The sequence below is a fragment of the uncultured Paraglaciecola sp. genome (genome assembly GCF_963977085.1).
Lineage (GTDB): Bacteria > Pseudomonadota > Gammaproteobacteria > Enterobacterales > Alteromonadaceae > Paraglaciecola.
Genome location: NZ_CAXBNC010000001.1, coordinates 143,503 through 163,720, shown reverse-complemented (window position 1 = coordinate 163,720; position 20,218 = coordinate 143,503). Strand labels below are relative to the sequence as shown.

14 protein-coding genes are annotated in these 20,218 nt (G+C 39.9%); 4 read left to right on the top strand and 10 right to left on the bottom strand.

Translation table 11 applies throughout. The features are described 5' to 3' along the window. Positions 1 to 510: 510 nt before the first annotated feature. The gene (locus AAC000_RS00730; protein ID WP_339719176.1) at positions 511 to 4,155 is read left to right on the top strand and encodes a VCBS domain-containing protein; all 3,645 of its coding nucleotides are present in this window, start codon (positions 511 to 513) and stop codon (positions 4,153 to 4,155) included. A 406-nt stretch (positions 4,156 to 4,561) separates the two neighbouring features. On the opposite strand, the gene glmU is transcribed toward AAC000_RS00730, so the two are convergent. Further along, positions 4,562 to 5,920 carry a bifunctional UDP-N-acetylglucosamine diphosphorylase/glucosamine-1-phosphate N-acetyltransferase GlmU gene (gene glmU / locus AAC000_RS00725; RefSeq protein ID WP_339719174.1) on the bottom strand — a complete coding sequence of 453 codons (1,359 nt, stop codon included), beginning with the start codon at positions 5,918 to 5,920 and terminating at the stop codon, positions 4,562 to 4,564. 333 nt (positions 5,921 to 6,253) lie between these two features. Between glmU and AAC000_RS00720 the strand changes: the two genes are divergently transcribed. Further along, positions 6,254 to 7,678 (top strand): sensor domain-containing diguanylate cyclase, encoded by a 1,425-nt coding sequence (locus tag AAC000_RS00720; protein WP_339719172.1) that lies wholly within the window; start codon positions 6,254 to 6,256, stop codon positions 7,676 to 7,678. Positions 7,679 to 7,693: 15 nt separating this feature from the next. Here AAC000_RS00720 and AAC000_RS00715 read toward each other — a convergent pair whose 3' ends face one another. Both AAC000_RS00715 and AAC000_RS00710 read right to left on the bottom strand, forming a co-directional pair. Continuing rightward, the gene (locus tag AAC000_RS00715; protein ID WP_339719171.1) at positions 7,694 to 8,164 is read right to left on the bottom strand and encodes a methylated-DNA--[protein]-cysteine S-methyltransferase; all 471 of its coding nucleotides are present in this window, start codon (positions 8,162 to 8,164) and stop codon (positions 7,694 to 7,696) included. After that, the gene (locus tag AAC000_RS00710; protein WP_339719169.1) at positions 8,161 to 9,504 is read right to left on the bottom strand and encodes an AlkA N-terminal domain-containing protein; all 1,344 of its coding nucleotides are present in this window, start codon (positions 9,502 to 9,504) and stop codon (positions 8,161 to 8,163) included. Before AAC000_RS00710 ends, AAC000_RS00715 begins: the two co-directional genes overlap by 4 nt. Positions 9,505 to 9,849: 345 nt before the next feature. Here AAC000_RS00710 and AAC000_RS00705 point away from each other — a divergent pair, with 345 nt between their 5' ends. Then, positions 9,850 to 11,004, top strand: coding sequence for a serine hydrolase domain-containing protein (locus tag AAC000_RS00705; RefSeq protein WP_339719168.1), 1,155 nt, complete (start codon positions 9,850 to 9,852; stop codon positions 11,002 to 11,004). Here AAC000_RS00705 and speA read toward each other — a convergent pair. Together speA and AAC000_RS00695 are read right to left on the bottom strand one after the other, a co-directional pair. Continuing rightward, complete coding sequence (speA, locus tag AAC000_RS00700; RefSeq protein ID WP_339719166.1) at positions 11,001 to 12,920, bottom strand: biosynthetic arginine decarboxylase; 1,920 nt, start codon at positions 12,918 to 12,920, stop codon at positions 11,001 to 11,003. The two genes, AAC000_RS00705 and speA, sit on opposite strands and share 4 nt — an antisense overlap. Positions 12,921 to 12,990: 70 nt before the next feature. After that, positions 12,991 to 14,331 carry a magnesium transporter gene (locus tag AAC000_RS00695; RefSeq protein WP_339719164.1) on the bottom strand — a complete coding sequence of 447 codons (1,341 nt, stop codon included), beginning with the start codon at positions 14,329 to 14,331 and terminating at the stop codon, positions 12,991 to 12,993. A 182-nt stretch (positions 14,332 to 14,513) separates the two neighbouring features. Here AAC000_RS00695 and AAC000_RS00690 point away from each other — a divergent pair, with 182 nt between their 5' ends. Then, complete coding sequence (locus AAC000_RS00690) at positions 14,514 to 16,076, top strand: GNAT family N-acetyltransferase (protein WP_339719162.1); 1,563 nt, start codon at positions 14,514 to 14,516, stop codon at positions 16,074 to 16,076. A 124-nt stretch (positions 16,077 to 16,200) separates the two neighbouring features. On the opposite strand, the gene AAC000_RS00685 is transcribed toward AAC000_RS00690, so the two are convergent. The 5 genes from AAC000_RS00685 to AAC000_RS00665 form a co-directional block, all read right to left on the bottom strand. Then, positions 16,201 to 16,416 carry a helix-turn-helix transcriptional regulator gene (locus AAC000_RS00685; protein WP_339719160.1) on the bottom strand — a complete coding sequence of 72 codons (216 nt, stop codon included), beginning with the start codon at positions 16,414 to 16,416 and terminating at the stop codon, positions 16,201 to 16,203. Position 16,417: 1 nt separating this feature from the next. Continuing rightward, complete coding sequence (locus AAC000_RS00680; protein ID WP_339719158.1) at positions 16,418 to 16,888, bottom strand: hypothetical protein; 471 nt, start codon at positions 16,886 to 16,888, stop codon at positions 16,418 to 16,420. Between the two features lie 110 nt (positions 16,889 to 16,998). Continuing rightward, positions 16,999 to 17,436 carry a nucleoside deaminase gene (locus AAC000_RS00675; RefSeq protein WP_339719156.1) on the bottom strand — a complete coding sequence of 146 codons (438 nt, stop codon included), beginning with the start codon at positions 17,434 to 17,436 and terminating at the stop codon, positions 16,999 to 17,001. 21 nt (positions 17,437 to 17,457) lie between these two features. Further along, entirely contained in the window at positions 17,458 to 18,639 is a 1,182-nt protein-coding gene (locus tag AAC000_RS00670) for an extracellular solute-binding protein (protein ID WP_339719153.1), read from the bottom strand. A gap of 290 nt (positions 18,640 to 18,929) precedes the next feature. Further along, positions 18,930 to 20,207: a GGDEF domain-containing protein gene (locus tag AAC000_RS00665; protein ID WP_339719152.1), complete on the bottom strand. Its 1,278-nt coding sequence runs from the start codon at positions 20,205 to 20,207 to the stop codon at positions 18,930 to 18,932. Between the last annotated feature and the right edge of the window lie 11 nt (positions 20,208 to 20,218).

Genomic DNA, 20,218 nt, shown 5'->3' with positions numbered 1-20,218 from the left:
ACAGATGAGAAATGACGACCTTGGAAGCATTGCTCCCATTGGGACTTGCTAAACCCTAAATTGGAAATCTCAGGTGAAGCATAAGTACTCTTTGACTACCTTGCTGCTGTGAGCATTGTAAATTTTGTAGTCCTAATTGGGGGCGGTATACATAGGTAAAACCTACCACTGCTGCAATTATTAAACTGGCCTTTTATCAATAGATAGCTTGGGTTTGCAGGGTATTGAACTTGTGTTTGTTTTGGTGACTGTAAACTACAGAGTTTCGAGTGTTGTTAGTTTAATAATGCCGTTTTTTGAAATTTGATTTAAGGCCTTTTTATTCAGTTCTTTGATACTGATAACCAATTATTTATAAAATTTAATATGTTAATAAAATATATTGGTAATACCAAAAAGTTAACAAACTACTTTTATGCCATACCAATTTGGTTTACATTATAAATACATTTACCAGTTGGTTTGCTATTTGGCACCATTTAATAAGTAAAACTTTCAGGAGTAGAAAGCATGTTTAAGAAATTACTAATACCCATGGTCGTTACGACAGTCTTGGTCGGATGTGGAAGCGACGATTCGAGTATGTTGGAAGGTAATAGTAACGGCGCCTTTGAAATCGTAGGTAGCGATTTTCTAGCTGGTACCACACTTACTACAACGTTAAGCGATCCAGATGGTATTTTAGCTGACTCTGTTACTTATTTATGGTCAACAGGTGCAACTGGCAGTTCTTATACCATTACCGAAGCAGACGAAGGTACAATTATTACGGCTTCTGCTTTATATACTGATGAAGCTGGCTTCATGCAAGGGCTTGGTGCATCAACAACCATTATTCTCCCAACATTAGACGTAACCGCAAATGTAGTGAAAGGACCTGTTAACGGCGCAAGCTGTGAGCTTTTTGCTGTGGATGATAGCGGATCTGTAGTCTCGCCAGCCTATGCAAGTGCGATGTCAGACGCAACAGGCGCAATGGTATTTAGTGATATTCATTTTGAGGGCGCTGCATTTATTTCTTGTACTGGCGGAACTTATAGTGATGAGTCAACTGGCGATACCCTAGATGCACCTGAGTTACGAGCTGTATTAAATGTAGTGGAAGGTGATTCTGAAACTCCGGCTCCATCTTATGTTGTTTCGCCATTGACTGAAATGGCAGTGCAAGCAGCTGGTGAAAATTTAAATAATTTCGAAACCGCGGCGCAAGCAATCAATCTTAGATTTGGGATACGCTTTGATACAACAGAAGTGCTTCCTACTGTAGTAGGTGTTGCTGCCCTTGGAGCCGATGGCGCTGAAAATGCAGATAGATATGGTTCTGTGCTTGCTCTTATTTCACAACTAGATAATGACGATACAGCTAAAGATATGGCTGCAGTGATTACCGATATTGCTGCAGACTTAGCAGATGGTTCATTTTCAGATACTGCATTAGATGCCTTTGAGTTGGCACAAACCAATCTACAAACTATTTCAAAAGTAGCCAATGATGTTAATGCTTCTTTACTTGATGCCATTGGTTCGGCCGTAGGTTATAACGATGCGCCAGTTGTTGCCATTATCGAAGGCGAATTCAGCGGAACTGTGCAAAACACAGTATCCGAGCCACTAACCGGTGCAGTAACGGTTACCGATCCGAACTTTGAAGAAGACGCAATTGTTATTCAAACTGATGTAGCCCTTAACTATGGTACTTTTAGTATCACTTCTGAAGGAAATTGGTCGTATACAGTAGACGTAGCAAACGAGACTGTTGCTAGCCTTGAGTTAGGAGAGTCGGTAAACGATACAGTGACTATTACATCAATCGACGGCACAACAGCCGACATTGATATTCGTATTGCAGCACTGACACAACTCGTTAAAATTTCAGACCTAGGTGGTGATACCGGTGAGATTCGATTTGCAGTAGGTGACCAACGTCAAGGTAAGTTAACTGCGTCTTTCGTTAAAGAAAATGCCCTAGGTAGTGATGGAAGCGTTAAAGATGCTTACATTACTCTTTACGGTAGCTCAGGTAGCTCTGCTGAATCGTTAGTCGACTTGCGTATTCAAGGCAATCAAACTGAAGATGATGGGACTCCAATTGAACCAAGATTCTTTGTTCGAAACACTGATAGTTCTTCTTACCCGGGTGACATGATCACTGCACCTTTTGTCGAAGGTCAATTCTTTGAGGTCGACATTACTTGGGATTTAGATGCCGTTGAGCAAATAACTATTACTATTGACGGTGAAGTGATCGGTGGTGGTGCTTTTTCAACTGCGGCAGTGGTTGACTCTGACTTTGTTAACTTAGACCAGTGGTTTGTTGAAGGTATTCAGTACATTCAATTCAGGTTTGGTGATAATGATAGAACCATCCCTTTTGGTTCGTTTTATGTTGATAATATCGCACTTTATTCAGATACCGATGGTACCGTTAAAGTGTTTGAAGATGACTTTGAAAGTTATGAAATAGGCGAAACCTTAGACGGTAGTAACAGCCTATACAGTCCAGCAGTTTACTCTGAAGTGATTGTGTTTGATGTGGGTGGCACCGATGAACCGACGCCAGCAGTATTCTTTGATTTAACAGGGGCTATTGCCAGTGATGAAACTACGTCAACAGGTGCAGTAAGTGTACTTGACCCGGATGACGGTGAAGCTTTCGTTATTCAATCAACACTAACGGGCACATACGGTACGCTAGCAATTTTAGAAGATGGTTCATGGACCTATACCCTAGATACCACCAACGCAACTATTGCTGCGCTTGTTGTTGGTGAACGTGAAACAGATACATTTATGATTGAATCGCTTGATGGTTCTACCGCTGAATTGTCAATAACAATTACAGGCACCATAGTGGTCGATACGGGGGCGAACAATGTTGCAGTTATTGTTGATACACTTGATAGCGATACCGGAGAGTTGCGTTATGCACTTGGTGACAACGGTCCCCTTGCTGCAGGTAGAATCGAAGTAAAGGTCAAGCGTCTTGACGATGATCTTGGTAATGGTGATGCATTCATTACGCTATTTAACTCTGCGACAAATAATGATGGTGCTATTTTAGACCTTCGTATCAAAGATGACAGTTTTAGTGTGCGCAGTCCAAGTGATGTAGATGCGTCTGCCGCCACTGTATCACTTGATCAATTCATGAGCGTAGTCATTACCTGGGCATACCCAGAGGGTAATTTAGAAGTGAATCCATTGGTAACAGTTGAAGTGGATGGTGTCAGCTTTGTCGCTGAAGGGTTTACGCCGGATAACAGCTCAACTGGTGGTGTTACCCATGTTGCCTTTAGATTTGGCGATAATAGTGGGGTGAGAGAGGCTACCGGTAAGTTTACCGTTGATGACTTGACCATCTACTCTGATACTAGTGGGACAACAGAGGTGTTCTCTGATGACTTTGAATTATATGCTGATGGCGACTCGCTGGATACTGACAATGCCGCATCTCCTTATAATAGCAGTACCTCTGAAGCAACTGTAGAAACCCTTGGTGCAGTTGGTGGACCTGGAACAGAAGGTAATCAATTTGCCGCGATTACTGATACGCTAGATTCTGATACAGGGGAATTACGTTATGCCCTTGGTGATAATGGCCCATTAGCGGCAGGCCGATTCGAAGTTGCGATAAAACGTTTGGATGATGATCTTGGCAATGGTGACGCCTTCATAACACTGTTTAACTCAGCTACGAATAATGATGGTGCGATATTAGACCTTCGAATCAAAGATGACAGTTTTGGTGTTCGTAGCCCGAGTGACTTGGATACTTCTGCCGCTACGGTTGTGCTTGACCAATTTATGAATGTAGTGGTGACCTGGGAATATCCGGAAGGTAACTTAGAAGTGAATCCACTGGTTACCGTTGAGATTGACGGGGTACCCATGACGGCCGACGGTTTTACGCCAGATAATAACTCTATTGGTGGTCTGACTCATGTTGCGGTTAGGTTTGGTGATAATAGTGGCACCAGAGCTGCTACGGGTATTGTATCTGTAGATAACTTTGCCATTTATTCGGATACTGCGGGTACTACTGAAGTGTTCTCTGATAACTTCGAGTCATATGTTGATGGTGATTCTCTTGATGATGACAATGCGGCTTCACCCTATAACTCGTCAACGTCTGAGGCAGTGGTTGCGGTTGAATAATCGAACTAAGCACTCTGTGTAAGTATTGCTTCGCATACAGAGTTTGCTCTTCAACCTGAGGTGCAGTGCACTATAGGTTTCACATAATAACCCCGTGAATTGAACTCATGGGGTTTTTTATTTTAAGGTTATTTTTTTTAAGCAATTTATATCGCTATGTACACAAATTAATTAGCTAAACAGGCTAAGTTTGTTAAGGAGCATCAATAGATTTGTCTTTGATTTGCGTTTTAATGGGGGGACAGTTTGGGGATTTGCTTGCATCCCTGTCTGCCTTGCCTCTTGGTTGATTATGACCTTTGCCGTTATCAACTTGCAGATACCCTGCGTAGCACTTGAATAGAATTTAAGAACAAACAAGCGCAGCCAATCACTATGGCTGCATTTTCAATACTAATTTTTTACGTTACTTTTTAACTGGGCGATCCCAACTCGCTATATTTCGCTGTTTTGCTCTTGCAATCGCCAATTCGTTTTCTCCTACTTCTTTGGTCACAACAGAGCCGGCACCTACTGTGGCATTTACACCTATATTTGCTGGTGCTACTAGCGCACTATTTGAACCAATAAAGGCACCATCCCCAATAATGGTTTTGAATTTATTCACCCCATCATAATTGCAGGTAATAGTGCCAGCTCCTATATTGGCACCTGCTCCGACTTCTGTATCTCCAAGGTAGCTCAGATGATTGGCTTTAGAGCCCTTTCCTAAGGTGGTTTTTTTCATTTCAACAAAGTTACCAACCCTTGATTGTTCCTTCATAATTGTGCCTGGGCGTAAGCGAGCGTAGGGACCAACACTGCAATATTCACCCACTACAGCTTGTTCAATTATGGAATTGGCATGGATAACTGCGTTTTCTGCAATCTCGCAATCAATCAATATACAATTTGCGCCAATTGTGGCATTTGAGCCAATTTTAACCTTACCCGAAACTATGACGTTGACATCTATAGTAATATCTTGCCCAACCTCTAGATCACCTCTTAAATCGAAGCGTGATGGGTCTAGTAATGAAACACCTTGCATCATTAATATTTTTGCTTGTTCTGTTTGGTAGGCGCGTTCAATTGCAGCTAGTTGGACTCTATTATTTATCCCTTCTACTTCAATTGCCGACGCAGGTTGTGAAGCTTGAATTGATTTGCCTTCTTTGGCGGCCATTTCGATTACATCGGTTAAATAAAACTCACCTTGAGCATTGTTATTGTTGAGGTTAGACAGCCAACGTTTTAGATCTTTTCCTCCCATAATCATCATGCCAGTGTTGGTTTCTTTAATTTGAAGCTGTTGTTGTGAGGCATCCTTGTGCTCAACAATAGCTGTGACTTGATCACCTTGCCTAATTATTCGACCCATGCCAGTTGGATCATCTAATTCTACTGTGAGTAATGCAAGATCGGCATTTTGTTTCACTGCTATTAATTGTTGCAAGGTTGATTCTTTTATCAGCGGTGCATCTCCTACCAATATCAGTACGTCTTCATCATCCTTAATTTGAGGGGCAGCTTGTTGCACAGCATGGCCAGTACCTAATTGTTTATCTTGTAGACACCAAGATAATACATTGTGGCTGAGGCTATCCTGCAGTTGCTCTCGTCCGTGGCCGAACACTAAGTGGATATTTGTGGCGCCCAACTTATTGACTGTATCAATAATATGCTGAACCATGGGTTTGCCGCCAATAGAGTGCAATACCTTAGGCAAAGAAGATTTCATTCTAGTCCCTTTGCCTGCTGCTAAAACTACTACAGAAAAAGCCATTTAATTTCCTTTAAAATTGAAGTGTTGCCGCCGGTGCGTGCATCATTTTGGAGATTTTTATATATTCTACTTATTTGCTAATCTACTGTCAGTAGTTCTATGCCAGATATAGAGATTGGGTTAACCCGATCCGAAAAATACTGGGGAAAACCAATTAAAAGTATCTGAATAGCTATTCTTTTTAAAGATTATGATCGATTTTTAGCTGTGATTAGTAAAAATAGGCTATAAGCTGATGACTCTATGGACAATTCTCCGTTATGATGGTGTTGTTACCTTAAAGGTATTGGTTGTCACTAATCAGTTTAAGAGAAATTTACAGCAAGGTTGCCAGTGAACATTTTCCGTACATTACATCGAAGTATCTTAATACTGTTTGTCGTAGTTGTAGTATCTATAGTCACCTTAATTCATATTAGTGTGTCTAAAATTGTGGCCGAGCAAAGTCGAGCCCAACAGCAGTCTCATTCTCCCGCCTTACAATTGATTGTTGAACAACTTATGCAGCCCTTGCATATCTCACAGACATTGGCGAAAGCAAAAGAGCTCAAGGATTTAATGTTGGATCCAGAGGTTAATGAAGAACAAGTATTCGCAACCTTAAAACGATTGAATCGCGAGTTTTCTTTAAACTTTTTTATCGCCAGCGAAATCAGTCGCACTCAATATGATTCAGAAGGGAAAAAAATTGAATTGACTGAAGGTAAAGTCGATTGGTATTTCAGATATAAAGCTCAACCTGAAAATGCAATGGCGGATATAGGCCAATGGCAAAACCCGCAATTTTACATAGACTTGAAAATTTATGATGATGAACAAAATTTTCTAGGGGTATTTGGTGTAGGTAAAAGCCTTAATGAGTTTACCCAAGTATTCAGCGAGTATAAAAAGTCTTACGGATATGATTTTATCTTTGTTGACCAAAACAAAGATATCACACTGACATCTGATCCTGATTTATTGATAAAAGGTGTCACTTTTAAAAATCTAGCGGACTTGCCATGGTTTCAAAGCTTACAACCCGAACAACAACAGGGCTCTTTGAATAACCTGCTGTTGCAAATAAATGGTCAAGAATCACTGATTGCTGAGCTTAATATTCAGCCATTTGATTGGACTTTGTATATTATTACTCCACTTCAATCTCGACAAACTGAAATTAGTCGTGGTTTTATCTTTAGCGTAGTGACCTTACTCGCACTGATATTTGGATTGTTTTTATTGATTTACAATTTGTTGTATTACTTCAAAAAAGACATACAAAAAATTAAACAAATTGACATCCTTACAGAATTAGCAAATCGAAGTAACATCAGCTTAAAATTTGAAGAGTTAATGTATGAGAAACAATCGGTTAGTTTAGTTTTAATTGATTTAGATAACTTTAAGCCTATTAATGACACCCACGGCAGAAAAGCGGGGGATATAGTGTTGCGTCAAGTCGCGCAAATGTTACAAAGCAATATTCGTACAACAGATATTTTAGGTCGTTGGGGTGGTGAAGAGTTTATATTGTTGATGCCAGATACGGGTCCCCACGAAGCCGTAGAATTATGTCAGGAGTTATGTAAGAAGTTAGGGGCAATGACTATCACCACTGGTACTACGTCAATTCAACTTACTGCTAGTTTTGGGGTTTCTTTTACCGCCACGTCACGGACTATGTCAGAAGTCATTTCAGCGGCGGATGATGCGCTATTTTCAGCAAAACGTGATGGTAGAAATATGGTCAAAATGCAATTAATTGATTCTGATTAGTCTCAGCGTGTTCACTTAGACACTGCTACGTTCCAGTTCTAACAGACCTGCTTTGATTGTGGTACCCCAGGCATAACCCGTTAACTTGCCATTACTGCCGATAACGCGGTGGCAGGGCACTACAATAGTCAGTGGGTTGCGACCATTAGCCGCACCTACTGCCCGAACAGCCTTCGGATTATTGATGCCTTTTGCAATGTCGGCATAACTGCAAGTTTTTCCATACTCAATAGTGCCTAGTTGTTGCCATACTTGATGCTGAAACTCGGTTCCTCTAGGGTTTAAGTTCAAGTCAAATTGAGTGCGTTTTCCAGCAAAATATTCTTCTAACTGTGTCACTGCTTGTTGCGTCAATTTAGAGCTATTAGTGGCTTTGACGTTATCTTTTACAAAACCTATAGAGGTAATACCCTCTTGGTCTGCACACACTTCTAAAGTCCCAAATTTTGAGTCCAAATATTCAACAAAATGGTGAGTTTTTTTCATGACATACTCCAAAGTTGCAAGGTTAAGTAGCTTCGCCATGGACGTGCTAATTCTGCGTTTATATTTCTTTGTGTTAGTTGCTTTTTGATGATTAGGTCGGTGTTAAGCCAGATGTCGGGGCAAGATTGGCCACGCATTTTTGCATAGGCCACTGTCCAAGGACCTATGCCTTTGATAGTTAACCAATCATCTACAGATGTCTCTGAGCTATGTAGACTATGCTGGGCAAACAATCGCAACGTTTGTTTGCGGCTGTTAGGCATTTTTAGGAAAGCAAGATCACTCTCAACTATAGCTTTAGCCGTCGGGAAATAGCGCATATCTCCTTGTGTTTCTCCTAATTCATTGGTGAGTTGAGTCAATAGGGTAATAGCGGCTTTGACTGATATTTGTTGCCCAAGAATAGCTCGGCATCCCGCTTCAAACGTATCCCATACACCTGGTATTCTGAGTCCAGTGACCATAGTTTCTGAGGGCAGACCGCACCCTATTAATTGTGTTTGAATCGTCTGGGTATCTGCATTGAGATCAAATATTCTTTCAATATTACTCAAAGCCGCGGTGAGTTTTTCAATTTTTGGGAGACTTATTTCAAGCTGTAAATAATGTTGCTCTTGAATTGCCGTGACCCTAAACCATCCTTTGTCTGAGCCAATGACTATGGTTCTAGAATAAGAGTTCTCAGTCACACTTTCGACACCTTGAATGGCTCTGAGTGCTAGAAAAGAGCGCATATGTGACCAATTAAAAGGCGGCCTAAATGCGAGCTTAAGACGAATAAGTTGCTCTTGTTTGTGTTTGCCCTGTTTTAGTTGTTGGGGGGTTAAGCCTGTCACTTTTTTGAAATTTTGTTGCAAACGTCTGGCGCTAGCAAAGCCGCTGGCGTGGGCGATATGCTCAATAGGCAAACTAGTTTGGTGCAGTAATTGTTTCGCAAATAAAACCTTATCAAATAATTGATATTGTTTTGGACTTAAGCCTATATGTTGCTGAAAAAGCTGCCGAAAATAACGCGTGGTTATACCTAACTTTATGGCAATTTCTTGAATGTTTAACTCTTTATGTTGTCTGAGTAACCCCATTGCTCTATGTACTGTGGTGTTGACTCCTTGCCATGCAAAAGAATGTGGCGCACTGTCGGGGCGACAGCGCAAGCAAGGGCGGTATCCGGCGCTCATAGCTTGTTGTGCCAACTGAAAGTATTCGACATTTTTTTCTAGTGGTGCATTGGCTGGGCATATTGAGCGGCAAAAAATATTGGTTGTTTTTACTGCAACAAAAAATGTGCCGTCAAACCTAGGATCTCTAGTTAATCGAGCTTGTTGATAATCTGTGTTCATTATTTTGTGCTTTAATGCCTTGGTTATTGTTATTCTAACGACTTCTAGCAAATTAGTGCGACAAAAGCGGTAGTCTATAGTTGTTATCAGCTACCAATACTTTTCAATCTCTAGTTTGGCTTGTTGTGAGTAGGGGCCCTAATGAATTGAGGTCATATTTGCTCGACGCTTATGGATTGGTGAGAAGGGTTTAACATAAAGGCAATTTCAAGGATAATAGTCTGTATTAGGCCATAGGTAGTTTGCTTGATTTCTTCTAAAGTAGGAATAATGTGATTGCTTGTTTTTATATAAATATGGGGTTATTGGACGTGTTATCTAAACCACTACAACGTCAAGTTGTGTATGTTTAAGTTTTTTATATGGGCGTTACTGTTATTAAGTGTATACAGTGGGCAGAGTGTTGCTGCTGATAAATGGCTTACTGAATTTGCCAAAGATATTCAAATAAAGGCGCAAAAAAAGAACTTACCAGGCTATACCTTTGCTTATATCGAAAAAGGTAAGCCTGCTTCGGTAGTGGTTTATGGAAAAGAAAGCAAATCGGGTCAACCCATAGCTTTGGATACAGTATTTAGGCTGGCTTCGGTCTCCAAAACCTTTACCTCTATGCTGATGGCCAAATATGTGGAACAAAAGCAGTTGGATTGGCAAATTCCTGTGGCGCAATTAATTCCTGAATTTAGTACTGCAAAAAGTAAAAGTGGTGATCTGGTATTACAGCATGTTATTGGTCAATCTAGCGGATATACCCCTAATGCCTATGATAATTTAATTGAGGCAAATTATGCCGTTGACCGCGTGTTAACTATGCTTTCTGAGCTTAAACCACTTTGTCAACCAGGCCAGTGTTACACCTATCAAAATACCCTATTTGCAGTAGTCGACAGTTACTTTCAACAACACCATTCATCTTATTCACAAGCATTAACTCAAACCTTGATTCAGCCTCTTCATATGCCTCATGCTAGTGTGGGTAAAGCTGCTTTGAAGTCATCAGAAAATTGGGCCAAGCCCCACGTGGCAATTTCAAAAAATCGTTGGCGTTTAGCAACAGTCAGAGATGACTATTATCGGTATTCACCGGCTGCAGGTGTCAATGCCAGTATGCGCGATATGGTTATCTGGATGCGGGCGCTACTCGGTGAATCACCGCAGGTGGTTTCACCCGAGTTGATTACTCAAGTGACAACTCCTCTGACTAAAAGTAAAAAAGAAACCTACAGACGTCAATGGCGAGAGTTTTTATCTGATGCGCATTATGGATTGGGGTGGCGTATTTACGATTTTGCAGGGCACACTCTTAATTATCATGGTGGCTGGGTACAAGGATATCGTGCCGATATCGCATTTTCACCTGAATATGGTGTGGGTTATGTAATGTTGATGAATGCGGAGTCAAACTTGATCAATGAATTTACTCCCGATTTTTGGGCGAGATGTTTCAAGCATTTAGAACAAGCCAGCATGGTTGCTGGCTCATTAAAAACAGCACCTTAGGTTTTTAGGTAGGTATAGCCTTTTAGACAATCTTCATAAAAGTCAGTCCATTTAACCCCTTCTCTGGGGTTCATTTGCCCTAAGGCAACATGTCCGTCGATCATTTTTTTGACACTCTTGGCCATAGAGCTAGGGTGGTATTGCATGATCGAGAGCACATCTTCTACTGAAGAGCCGTTGACGACTTCTTCAATATAAAAGTCTTGTGGATCATCGTCGTGACTGAATATATGGACTTCGTTCAAGCGCCCAAATAAGTTATGCATGTCACCCATAACATCTTGGTAAGCCCCTGTTAAAAACAAACCTAGATAATAGTCTTCATCTGGATTGAGTTTGTGCATGGGTACAATGTCAGAAATACCAGACTCACTTATGAACTGATCTAATTTGCCATCACTGTCACAAGTGATATCTACCAAAGAGCAATTAATGGTGGGTTTTTCATTCATTCTGGTCAGTGGTACAACAGGCAATATTTGATCTATGGCCCAAGTATCGGCGGCGGATTGAAATACTGAGAAGTTACATAGGTACTGGGAAGATAACGCAAAGTCTAGTTCTTGCATTTCTTCAGGTACAAACTCTGCATCTTTGAGGCGCAGTTGTACTTTCTCCATAATTTGCCAGTACAAAGTTTCAATTTTGGCTAACTCTTCTAAGGATATTACCCTTAATTTAAAGGCATTTAACGCTTGCTCTTTGAATTGTGAAGCATCGTTAAATATTTCTTGTAAATTGTTTTGCTGATCAATGATTTCAGTCAGTTCTCGCATATCGCTAACTAACACATGTTCATTATCGACACGTTCGGTTTCTATACCTGCTCCGTGAGCCTTAATTTCACCTACAACTTGGGTTACTACACAACTATGGTGTGCCGTAATAGCTCGGCCACTTTCGCTAACTAAGGTAGGGTGGGGCACATTCTCTAAATCACATACTTGTTTCATGCCATATACAATATCGGCCACATACTCTTTCATACTGTAATTTCGAGAAGAATCATTTGTCGACTGACTGCCGTCATAATCAATGCCTAACCCACCACCTACGTCAACGTACTCAAGTTTAAATCCCATACGGTGTAATTCAGAGTAAATCATCGCTCCTTCCGCGATGGACTCTTTTACTGCGCGAATATCGGTTAATTGGCTACCAATGTGAAAATGTAAAAGTTTCAAACAATCGGCCATACCGTGTTTTTCAAGATAACGTGCCGCATTGATCATTTCACTTATGGTTAAACCGAACTTTGCTCTGTCACCACCGGAACTTGCCCATTTTCCACGACCTTTTACTGTCATCTTTGAGCGAATGCCCACTAAGGGCGCTATTCCTAGCTCTTTGGATGTTTTCACCAAAAGAACTAACTCAGAAAATTTCTCAATAACGACTATGGTCTTGCGACCCAATTTACGACTCAGCAACGCTAATCGCATAAATTCTTCGTCTTTGTAGCCGTTTAATACAGTCAGTGAGTCTGTATTGGTATTGAGTGCCATCACAGTCAATAGTTCTGCTTTAGAACCTGCTTCTAAGCCATAATTAAAGGGCGCACCAGCGTCAACAATCTCTTCAACCACTTCCCGCATCTGATTGACTTTTACTGGGTACACACCCATATATCCACCAGTATATTCAGCTTCTTTTAGAAGAGTTTGAAAGGTTTGATTTAATAAGGCCACCTGAGAACGCAGGATATCGTGAAACCTTACAACCAAAGGAAATTGAATGCCTTCTTGTTTGATTTCATCTATCACTGCTTTGAAATCAATACGCATACTGGTATTTGAAGGATCGGGAGTAATTTGTAAATTACCATTTTGGCCAATTTCAAAATAGCCATCTCCCCAACGTTTTACACGGTAGATGTTTTCCGAGTCGTCAATGGTCCACTTTTTAGTTCTTGGCATAGTATTTTCTGTCTAACAAAAGGACGTGGATTATAAAGAACAACAATTGTGCTGGCTAGCAAGTTTACTCTTAAACCAACAATAATGATGCAGATCCTAAAAACACAAAAAAGCCGACTACATCTGTCACTGTTGTTAATATCACCGAGCCAGCCAATGCGGGGTCAATTCCCATTTTATCAAGTAGGACGGGAATGATTATTCCTGAGATGGCGGCGATAAGCATGTTAATCACTAAGGCAACACCGATAATGGCTGATAGCCATGGATTATCAAACCACAAAGAGGTAATGGCCGAGACAACAAATGCCCAGAGTAGGCCATTAAAAAAAGCAACCAACACTTCCTTGTTCCCAAGGGCCCGTAGATTAGATGTGGCCAATTGTCCCGTTGCTAAGCCTCTAATGGTTAAGGTCAGTGTTTGACTACCGGTAATGCCTCCCATGCTGGCCACTATGGGCATCAGTACAGCTAAAGCCACTACTTGGGCAACCACTTCATCAAAAATACCTATTACAATTGAAGCTGCAAACGCGGTTAATAAATTGATCCCTAACCATACTGCTCTGCGCCTTGAGCTAGTAAATACTGGGGCAAATAAGTCTTCGTCGCTAACGCGGCCCATATGCGACAACTGGGCTTCATAATATTCTTGGTAAACGTCTATGGCATCTTTTACTGAGAAGCGTCCTAATAGTCGCCCTTCTTTGGTGATGACAGGTAACATTGAACGTCCGCTGCTTTTTACCGCTTCAGAAGCGTCATACAAGTCCAAGTCTGCCGCCAACACACGATCGGAAAATTCAGCCACCTGAATAAGTAGCGTGTCAGCATCACTATTAAACAATTGATTAATGTCCACCTGGCCTAGATAGTGCTCGGTATCATCTACCACCAAAATACTATCGGTATAAGCGGGTAAAGCTTCCATTTTTAAGGCTGCTAATAATTCGCCTACAGAAACACTTTTATTAACAGTGTACACATCATGATTAACATAACGACCTAGTTGGTCATCAGAATAATTGAGCGCTTCTTCGATTAAGTCAGACTCTAAAGCATTGAGCTTTTTAATTAATCCTTTTGCTACTCGGTTGGGCAATGCATCCAGTATTTCGACTAAGTGCTCTGTGGTACTAGCAAGAGCAAGATCTTCTATATTTTGATTCGATAGTAACGACATAAGCTGTTCGCGGGAGTCATCACGCATCGCAGCTAATATGGGGGACTTTTTATCTTCACTGAGTGTTTGCCACAATTCAAAACGTAGGTCTTTAGGAAGTCCTTCAAATACAAAAGCCCAATCTTCGGCACTAAAATCTCTAGCGATAATAGGCACCACGATTTGGTCTTCTTTAAGGCGGTCAAGTAGCCATAAAAATGCACTTTCCCGTTGTTCTTGACTGACCATTTTAATCTCCTTACTGACTAACCCATATGGTATCGATAAAAGATAAGTACGCCATAGTCATTTATTTAGATTTTTTGGTGTATCTTATATTCTGCAATTAATGCTAAAGCAAATATCCATTCCTTGTAGTCTTATTTCCACTCAAGAAAATGCTTTTACAACTAATAACTAGAGATTTTGATATGCAAGACAGAGAAACCAATCCACCACCAAGCACTGACGACCCTGAACATATTCTAGAGCTGAGATACCTGACCCTCGAAGATTATGCAGATGTTAAAGAATTGATGGACATAGTCTATGTTCAAGTAGGGGGAGCATGGCCACTTAAAAATTACCAAGCTCAGCTTAATACTTTTCCAGAAGGGCAGATTTGTATTGAAGACAAAGGCAAGGTCATCGCTGCTGCAATTTCGGTTATAGTAGACTATGAAAAGTTTGGTGACAAACACACTTATGATGAAATTACTGGGGATGCTTATCTAGGTACTCATGATCCAAAAGGTGATGTGTTATATGGCGTAGATGTGTTTGTCTCGCCAGAATATCGGGGCCTTAGATTGGGGCGTCGTTTGTATGAAGCAAGAAAAGAATTGTGCAAAAACCTCAACTTAAAATCGATTATGGCGGGTGGGCGGATCCCCAATTATGCAAAACATGCCGATACAATGACGCCCTATGAATATATCGAGGCAGTGAAGTCTAAAGATTTATACGATCCTATCTTAACCTTTCAGATTTCAAACGGCTTTGAAGTGAAACAAATACTCAAGGCCTATCTACCAGAAGATGAAGCTTCAAAAGGTTATGCGACTTTACTACAGTGGCACAATATTTATTACAATGCCGAATCTCCTAAGCTGTTTGGTGGCCATAGAAATACTGCACGTATCGGTTGTATTCAATGGCAAATGCGTTATTTCCATGATGTTGCTGAGTTACTGCAACAAGCTGAATATTTTATTGACGCGTTATCTGATTACAAATGTGATGTGGCGCTTTTCCCGGAGTTTTTTAATGCCCCGCTTATGGGTATAAAACCTGCTGAAACATCAATTGATGCAATATGGAACTTAGCCACCTACAGTGAAGAAATCCTAACTGAAATGTCACGGTTAGCGGTGTCATATAATATCAATGTTATTGTGGGTTCAATGCCAGTTGTAAAAGAGGATGAGTTATACAACGTCAGTTACTTATGCCATCGAGATGGACAAGTTGATAGTCAATATAAATTACATCCAACACCTCACGAGAAGAAGGATTGGATCATGCAAGGGGGCGACAAACTTCAAGCCTTTGATACAGACTTTGGTAAAATTGGCATACTGATTTGTTACGATGTTGAGTTTCCTGAGTTGGGTAGAATTTTAGCCGATCAAGAAATTCAGATTCTATTTATTCCCTTTTGGACAGACACTAAAAATGGCTACCTTAGAGTGCGCATATGTGCTCAGGCAAGAGCAATAGAAAACGAATGTTATGTGGCTATTGCCGGCAGTGTGGGTAACCTTCCCAAGGTAGATAATGTCGATATTCAATATGGGCAATCAGCTGTTTTCTCTCCTTCAGATTTTGCTTTTCCACATGATGCAATAGTGTCAGAAACCACACCAAACACCGAAATGACGCTAATTGTTGACTTGGATTTGGATCGCTTAACCCAACTTAGAAATGAAGGCTCTGTTAGAAATTATCTCGACAGAAGGCGTGATTTGTACAAGGTTGACTGGACTGGAAACTAAGTAAGCACTCACATTTAAGTAATAACAAACTAAAATGCCGTATCAAATACGGCATTTTTTCATCAAAATATTGACATTTTTATGGCGCCAATAAATTTACTAAACTAAGTCCTCAATCTAACGATTAAGCCGATTGGTATTGAAACACTTCATCGATAGATTGGCCAAATACCTCAGCAATTTTGAAGGCTACTTCAAGTGTTGGTGAATACTTACTTTTTTCAATTGCCATTATTGTTTGTCGTGTAACTCCGACTAATTCAGCAAGCTCTTGTTGAGTCATTTCATCAGCAAAAAAACGTAACTCACGGATTTTGTTTTTGATAGGAAGAGTAGCCAAGTTAGTGACTACTTCTGTAATAATAAAGCTGAGCTGAAAATCTAACTACTTCAGAAAATATAAAACTGAATAGTAAAATATGCGCAGTCAAAAGTGGGATATTAATAAGCGTAGATTGTTGAATAACCTCTGTATTGAATTCTAGAAAAACGATCCTTCCTAATGTAATAAACACACCTATAACTAACACCGCATAACCAAAATTATTGGCTTTGTATTCGAACAATTTATCCCTTTCATCAGACCCTTGTGCCGCTTCTTTACGATTGCTTATGGCTAGTAATCCTTGCAACAATATTTCAACAACAATGATGAGTAGCAGCGCTCGCAGAGACAAACCTAGTGCGGCGGCTTTTGACACCTCTGCAGGCATGCTGCTTAAAGACACTATATTTAAAAAATAGTCACCAAAAATAAGCAAAGTACTGATTAATGAAATCCAAATACTTTTTTCTCTAAAAGACATATCCATAAAATTCCCCTTTCATTAGTAATAAGGAGAGTAGTATAAAATTAACTCCATGTAAAATATTTTTAACTTAGAGTTAATTTTGATTTCCTTTAAGTTCGTTTTAGTAACCTTTATTCGCCTATGTCTTCATTCCAAAGCTGGGGTTTTGAACTAATAAAGTTTTGCATTAAGTCTATACATTGTTGGTTTTGTAGAACTTTGACAGTAATACCTTTGGATTTAAGCAATCCTTCTTCCCCCATAAAAGTGTGATTTTCACCAATCACTACATTGTTTATGCCGTATAAGATTATTGCTCCTGTACACATTGCACAGGGTGATAATGTTGTGTAAATGATTGACTCTCTGTAAGTCTGTGCAGATTGACGCCCAGCATTTTCAAAGGCGTCCATTTCACCATGTAAAATTGGGCTGCTGTTTTGTACTCTGCGATTATGACCTCGCCCAATTATTTTATTGTTATGCACAATGACTGATCCGATAGGAATACCACCTTCGGCTAAACTTTGCTGCGCTTCTTCAATTGCAGCTTGCATAAATTTGTCCATTTGAATGCCTTAAATGTTGCTTTAGTTTTGGTTAATTAATTCAGAGGTAAATAACGTGAGTCTTTCTTTTTCTAGCGCCTTTTGGGTATCTTCGATATTTAGATTAATCATAAATTCATCGATAAGTGGCATAATTTGATCACCGTATGCTTTCTTGCTATCACGGTCAAAAAACTGAGTTATACCCTTTGCCCCGGCAATAGTCTCATAGGCTTCTTGTACAAGACTAGAGTTGTTTTGTTGGGCACCTTTGTGCGGTGACAATATCCCTAGACTATTATTGAATTTTTCTTGGCTATCACTTTGTGCTGCAAATTTAATGAATAACTTTGCCAAATTATTTTGTTCAGTTTTTGCAGGTAAAACCAATACATCAAGAGGCACTTCTTCGTAATAGGTGGTTGCATCATTGAATACTGGAAATTTGAAAAAACCAATATTGTCTTTAATTTTTTCAGGAAACACTTGAACCGCATAGTTGCCTATCATGGACATACCGATAAGCCCTCTAAATAATAATGGCAGTCCCTGTTTCCATTCCAAATACTGGTGGTCCTCAATAAAGTAGCCAGCAACACTAAGTTCTTGGATTTTTTTAAGGACGTTGTAGATCCTTTGGTCTAAATAAGAGACTTGTCCCTTCATTAGCGCCTTGTGAAACGTTATTCCGTTTAGACGCAGGTTCAAATAATCGAACCATGCAGTGGCCGGCCAATTACTTTTACTGCCAATGTAAATAGGTGGCACATTATTTTGTTTTAGTACTTCACAAACGGCAACAAAGGTCTCCCAGTTCTGTGGTTCAGATAGCTCCAGTTTCGAGAACAAAGGCTTAGGGTAATAGAAACCAATTTGATAATAAGACATCGGTAATGCATAACTTTGTTCTGCAAATGAAACTGCATCAATAACAGCTTTGTCATACAGTTCAACCATTTCTTCTGAAGTCACTATATCGCCTATCGAAGCAATCTTGCCTTGTACAATATACTCAAATAAACGTTCACCAGCGTGCCAATATAAAATGTCGTATTGATTTGACACTAACATCTGTGGAAATTTAGTTTTGTATACCTCACTGGTATAGGAAGTGATCTTGATTTGAGTGTTTGGATATTTGCTTTCGAAGGCTCGCGCTAAATTATAATAGGCGGCGCGCTGGGAACTGTTTGATATAGACGCGGCAATTTTGAGCTCTTGCATGGCGAACCCTGGAAAGGTAACAACAGCAATAAGTGCAACTACTAGACTGCGGATATTATGCTCCTCTTCTTTCAATAGCATAGTCGCTTTAGTTTAATAAAGCCGATTATTAAGACTAGAAAAGCTAGTCGCGAAATAGCGCTACCTTTTTACCGTGCAATTCAATAATCTGGATACTATTTTAGGCTATTATTTCTTTATCTGTTGGCGCAAAAAAAATCGCCTGTAAATTAACCATTATAGTTGCCAAGCTGCAGAATGAACACAGAGCAAATCCACTACGAAACTTTCTATAGAATGACTACTGTGTTATTTCTACCTTTTGCTTTTGCCGCATATAGCGCTTTATCTGCTCGAATAAAAGCCTGCTCAAAAAGCTCTTCCGCAGCTAAGTTTGTTGCTCCTACACTAATGGTCATTTTATCAAGTTTGCCGTCAACAAAAGACGTTGACTCGATTTTTTTACGAACTTTTTCGGCAAAAGGAAAAATACTGTCTGTGTCCATGCAGTAGAATAAAATGACGAATTCCTCGCCACCCCATCGAGAAACAATATCGTAAGAACGAATGCAGCTTTTCAGTGTAGTGGCGACTTCCTGTAATACTTGATCACCAATTATATGACCGTATTGGTCGTTAACCTGCTTAAAATAGTCCAAGTCAAGTACCAGTAGGGTGTATTGTTCTAGTAGTTGTGTTGAGTAAAACTCACTCACTATCCTGTTTAACCCTTCTCGATTTAAAACACCTGTTAATTTATCGTATTCTGCTTTTTCTTGATAAAGCGCACTTTTTTCCTTTAGTTTTTGCAGTTTTTGTCCATCTAATTGCACCTTGTTTCGTAATTTCAAATGGCTAATTAACATCTCAATCAAGAGTAAAACCGTCCAAAATATGATGATGCCTAGATAGAGCGTTTCCTTAGAAATGTACTCTCCAACCACTCTCAACCTATTTAATTTGAATTCATGGCGACCCAATTTGTTGGGGTACGGAATATCTAAACCTACTGAAATGACTTTACTTACATCAGGTTTGATATCTTCAGGTGAAATTTGATTGTCATCTATCCACCAGTCAGCTACCCGAAGTTGATCAAAAGGAATGTTGGTTGGTTGTTTAAAATCTTCGGTCAATTTAAAAATATTATTAAATTTTGCTTTTCCAATTGTGTCTGACATATTTGGTAGGGGGTAATAATTACGTAGAAATACGCGAATATATCGAGCTTGACCTGTGTACTCTAAGTCTACTTCAAGGGCATCGTAACTTGAGAAATCTAGTTGCAGAAACGGTTCCTTAGACCACGCGATGGAAATGCCGCAATATGGGTATGGCGCACCCTCCCTTAAAACGCAGACCCAGTGTAAGTTTTCTTTATCTAACCAAATTAATTCAGACTTTCCACCAACCGAAGAATCGAGAGACTCATCAATATATCTAGTTAAATTGGGATGTAATTCTATGGCGCGCTTGGGAAAATAATCATGGAATATAAACAATATTAAGGTGACAAAAAACGCCGTAGCTTTAAATCTGAATATTATCTCTTTACTCAAGATACTCATTACTGACCTTA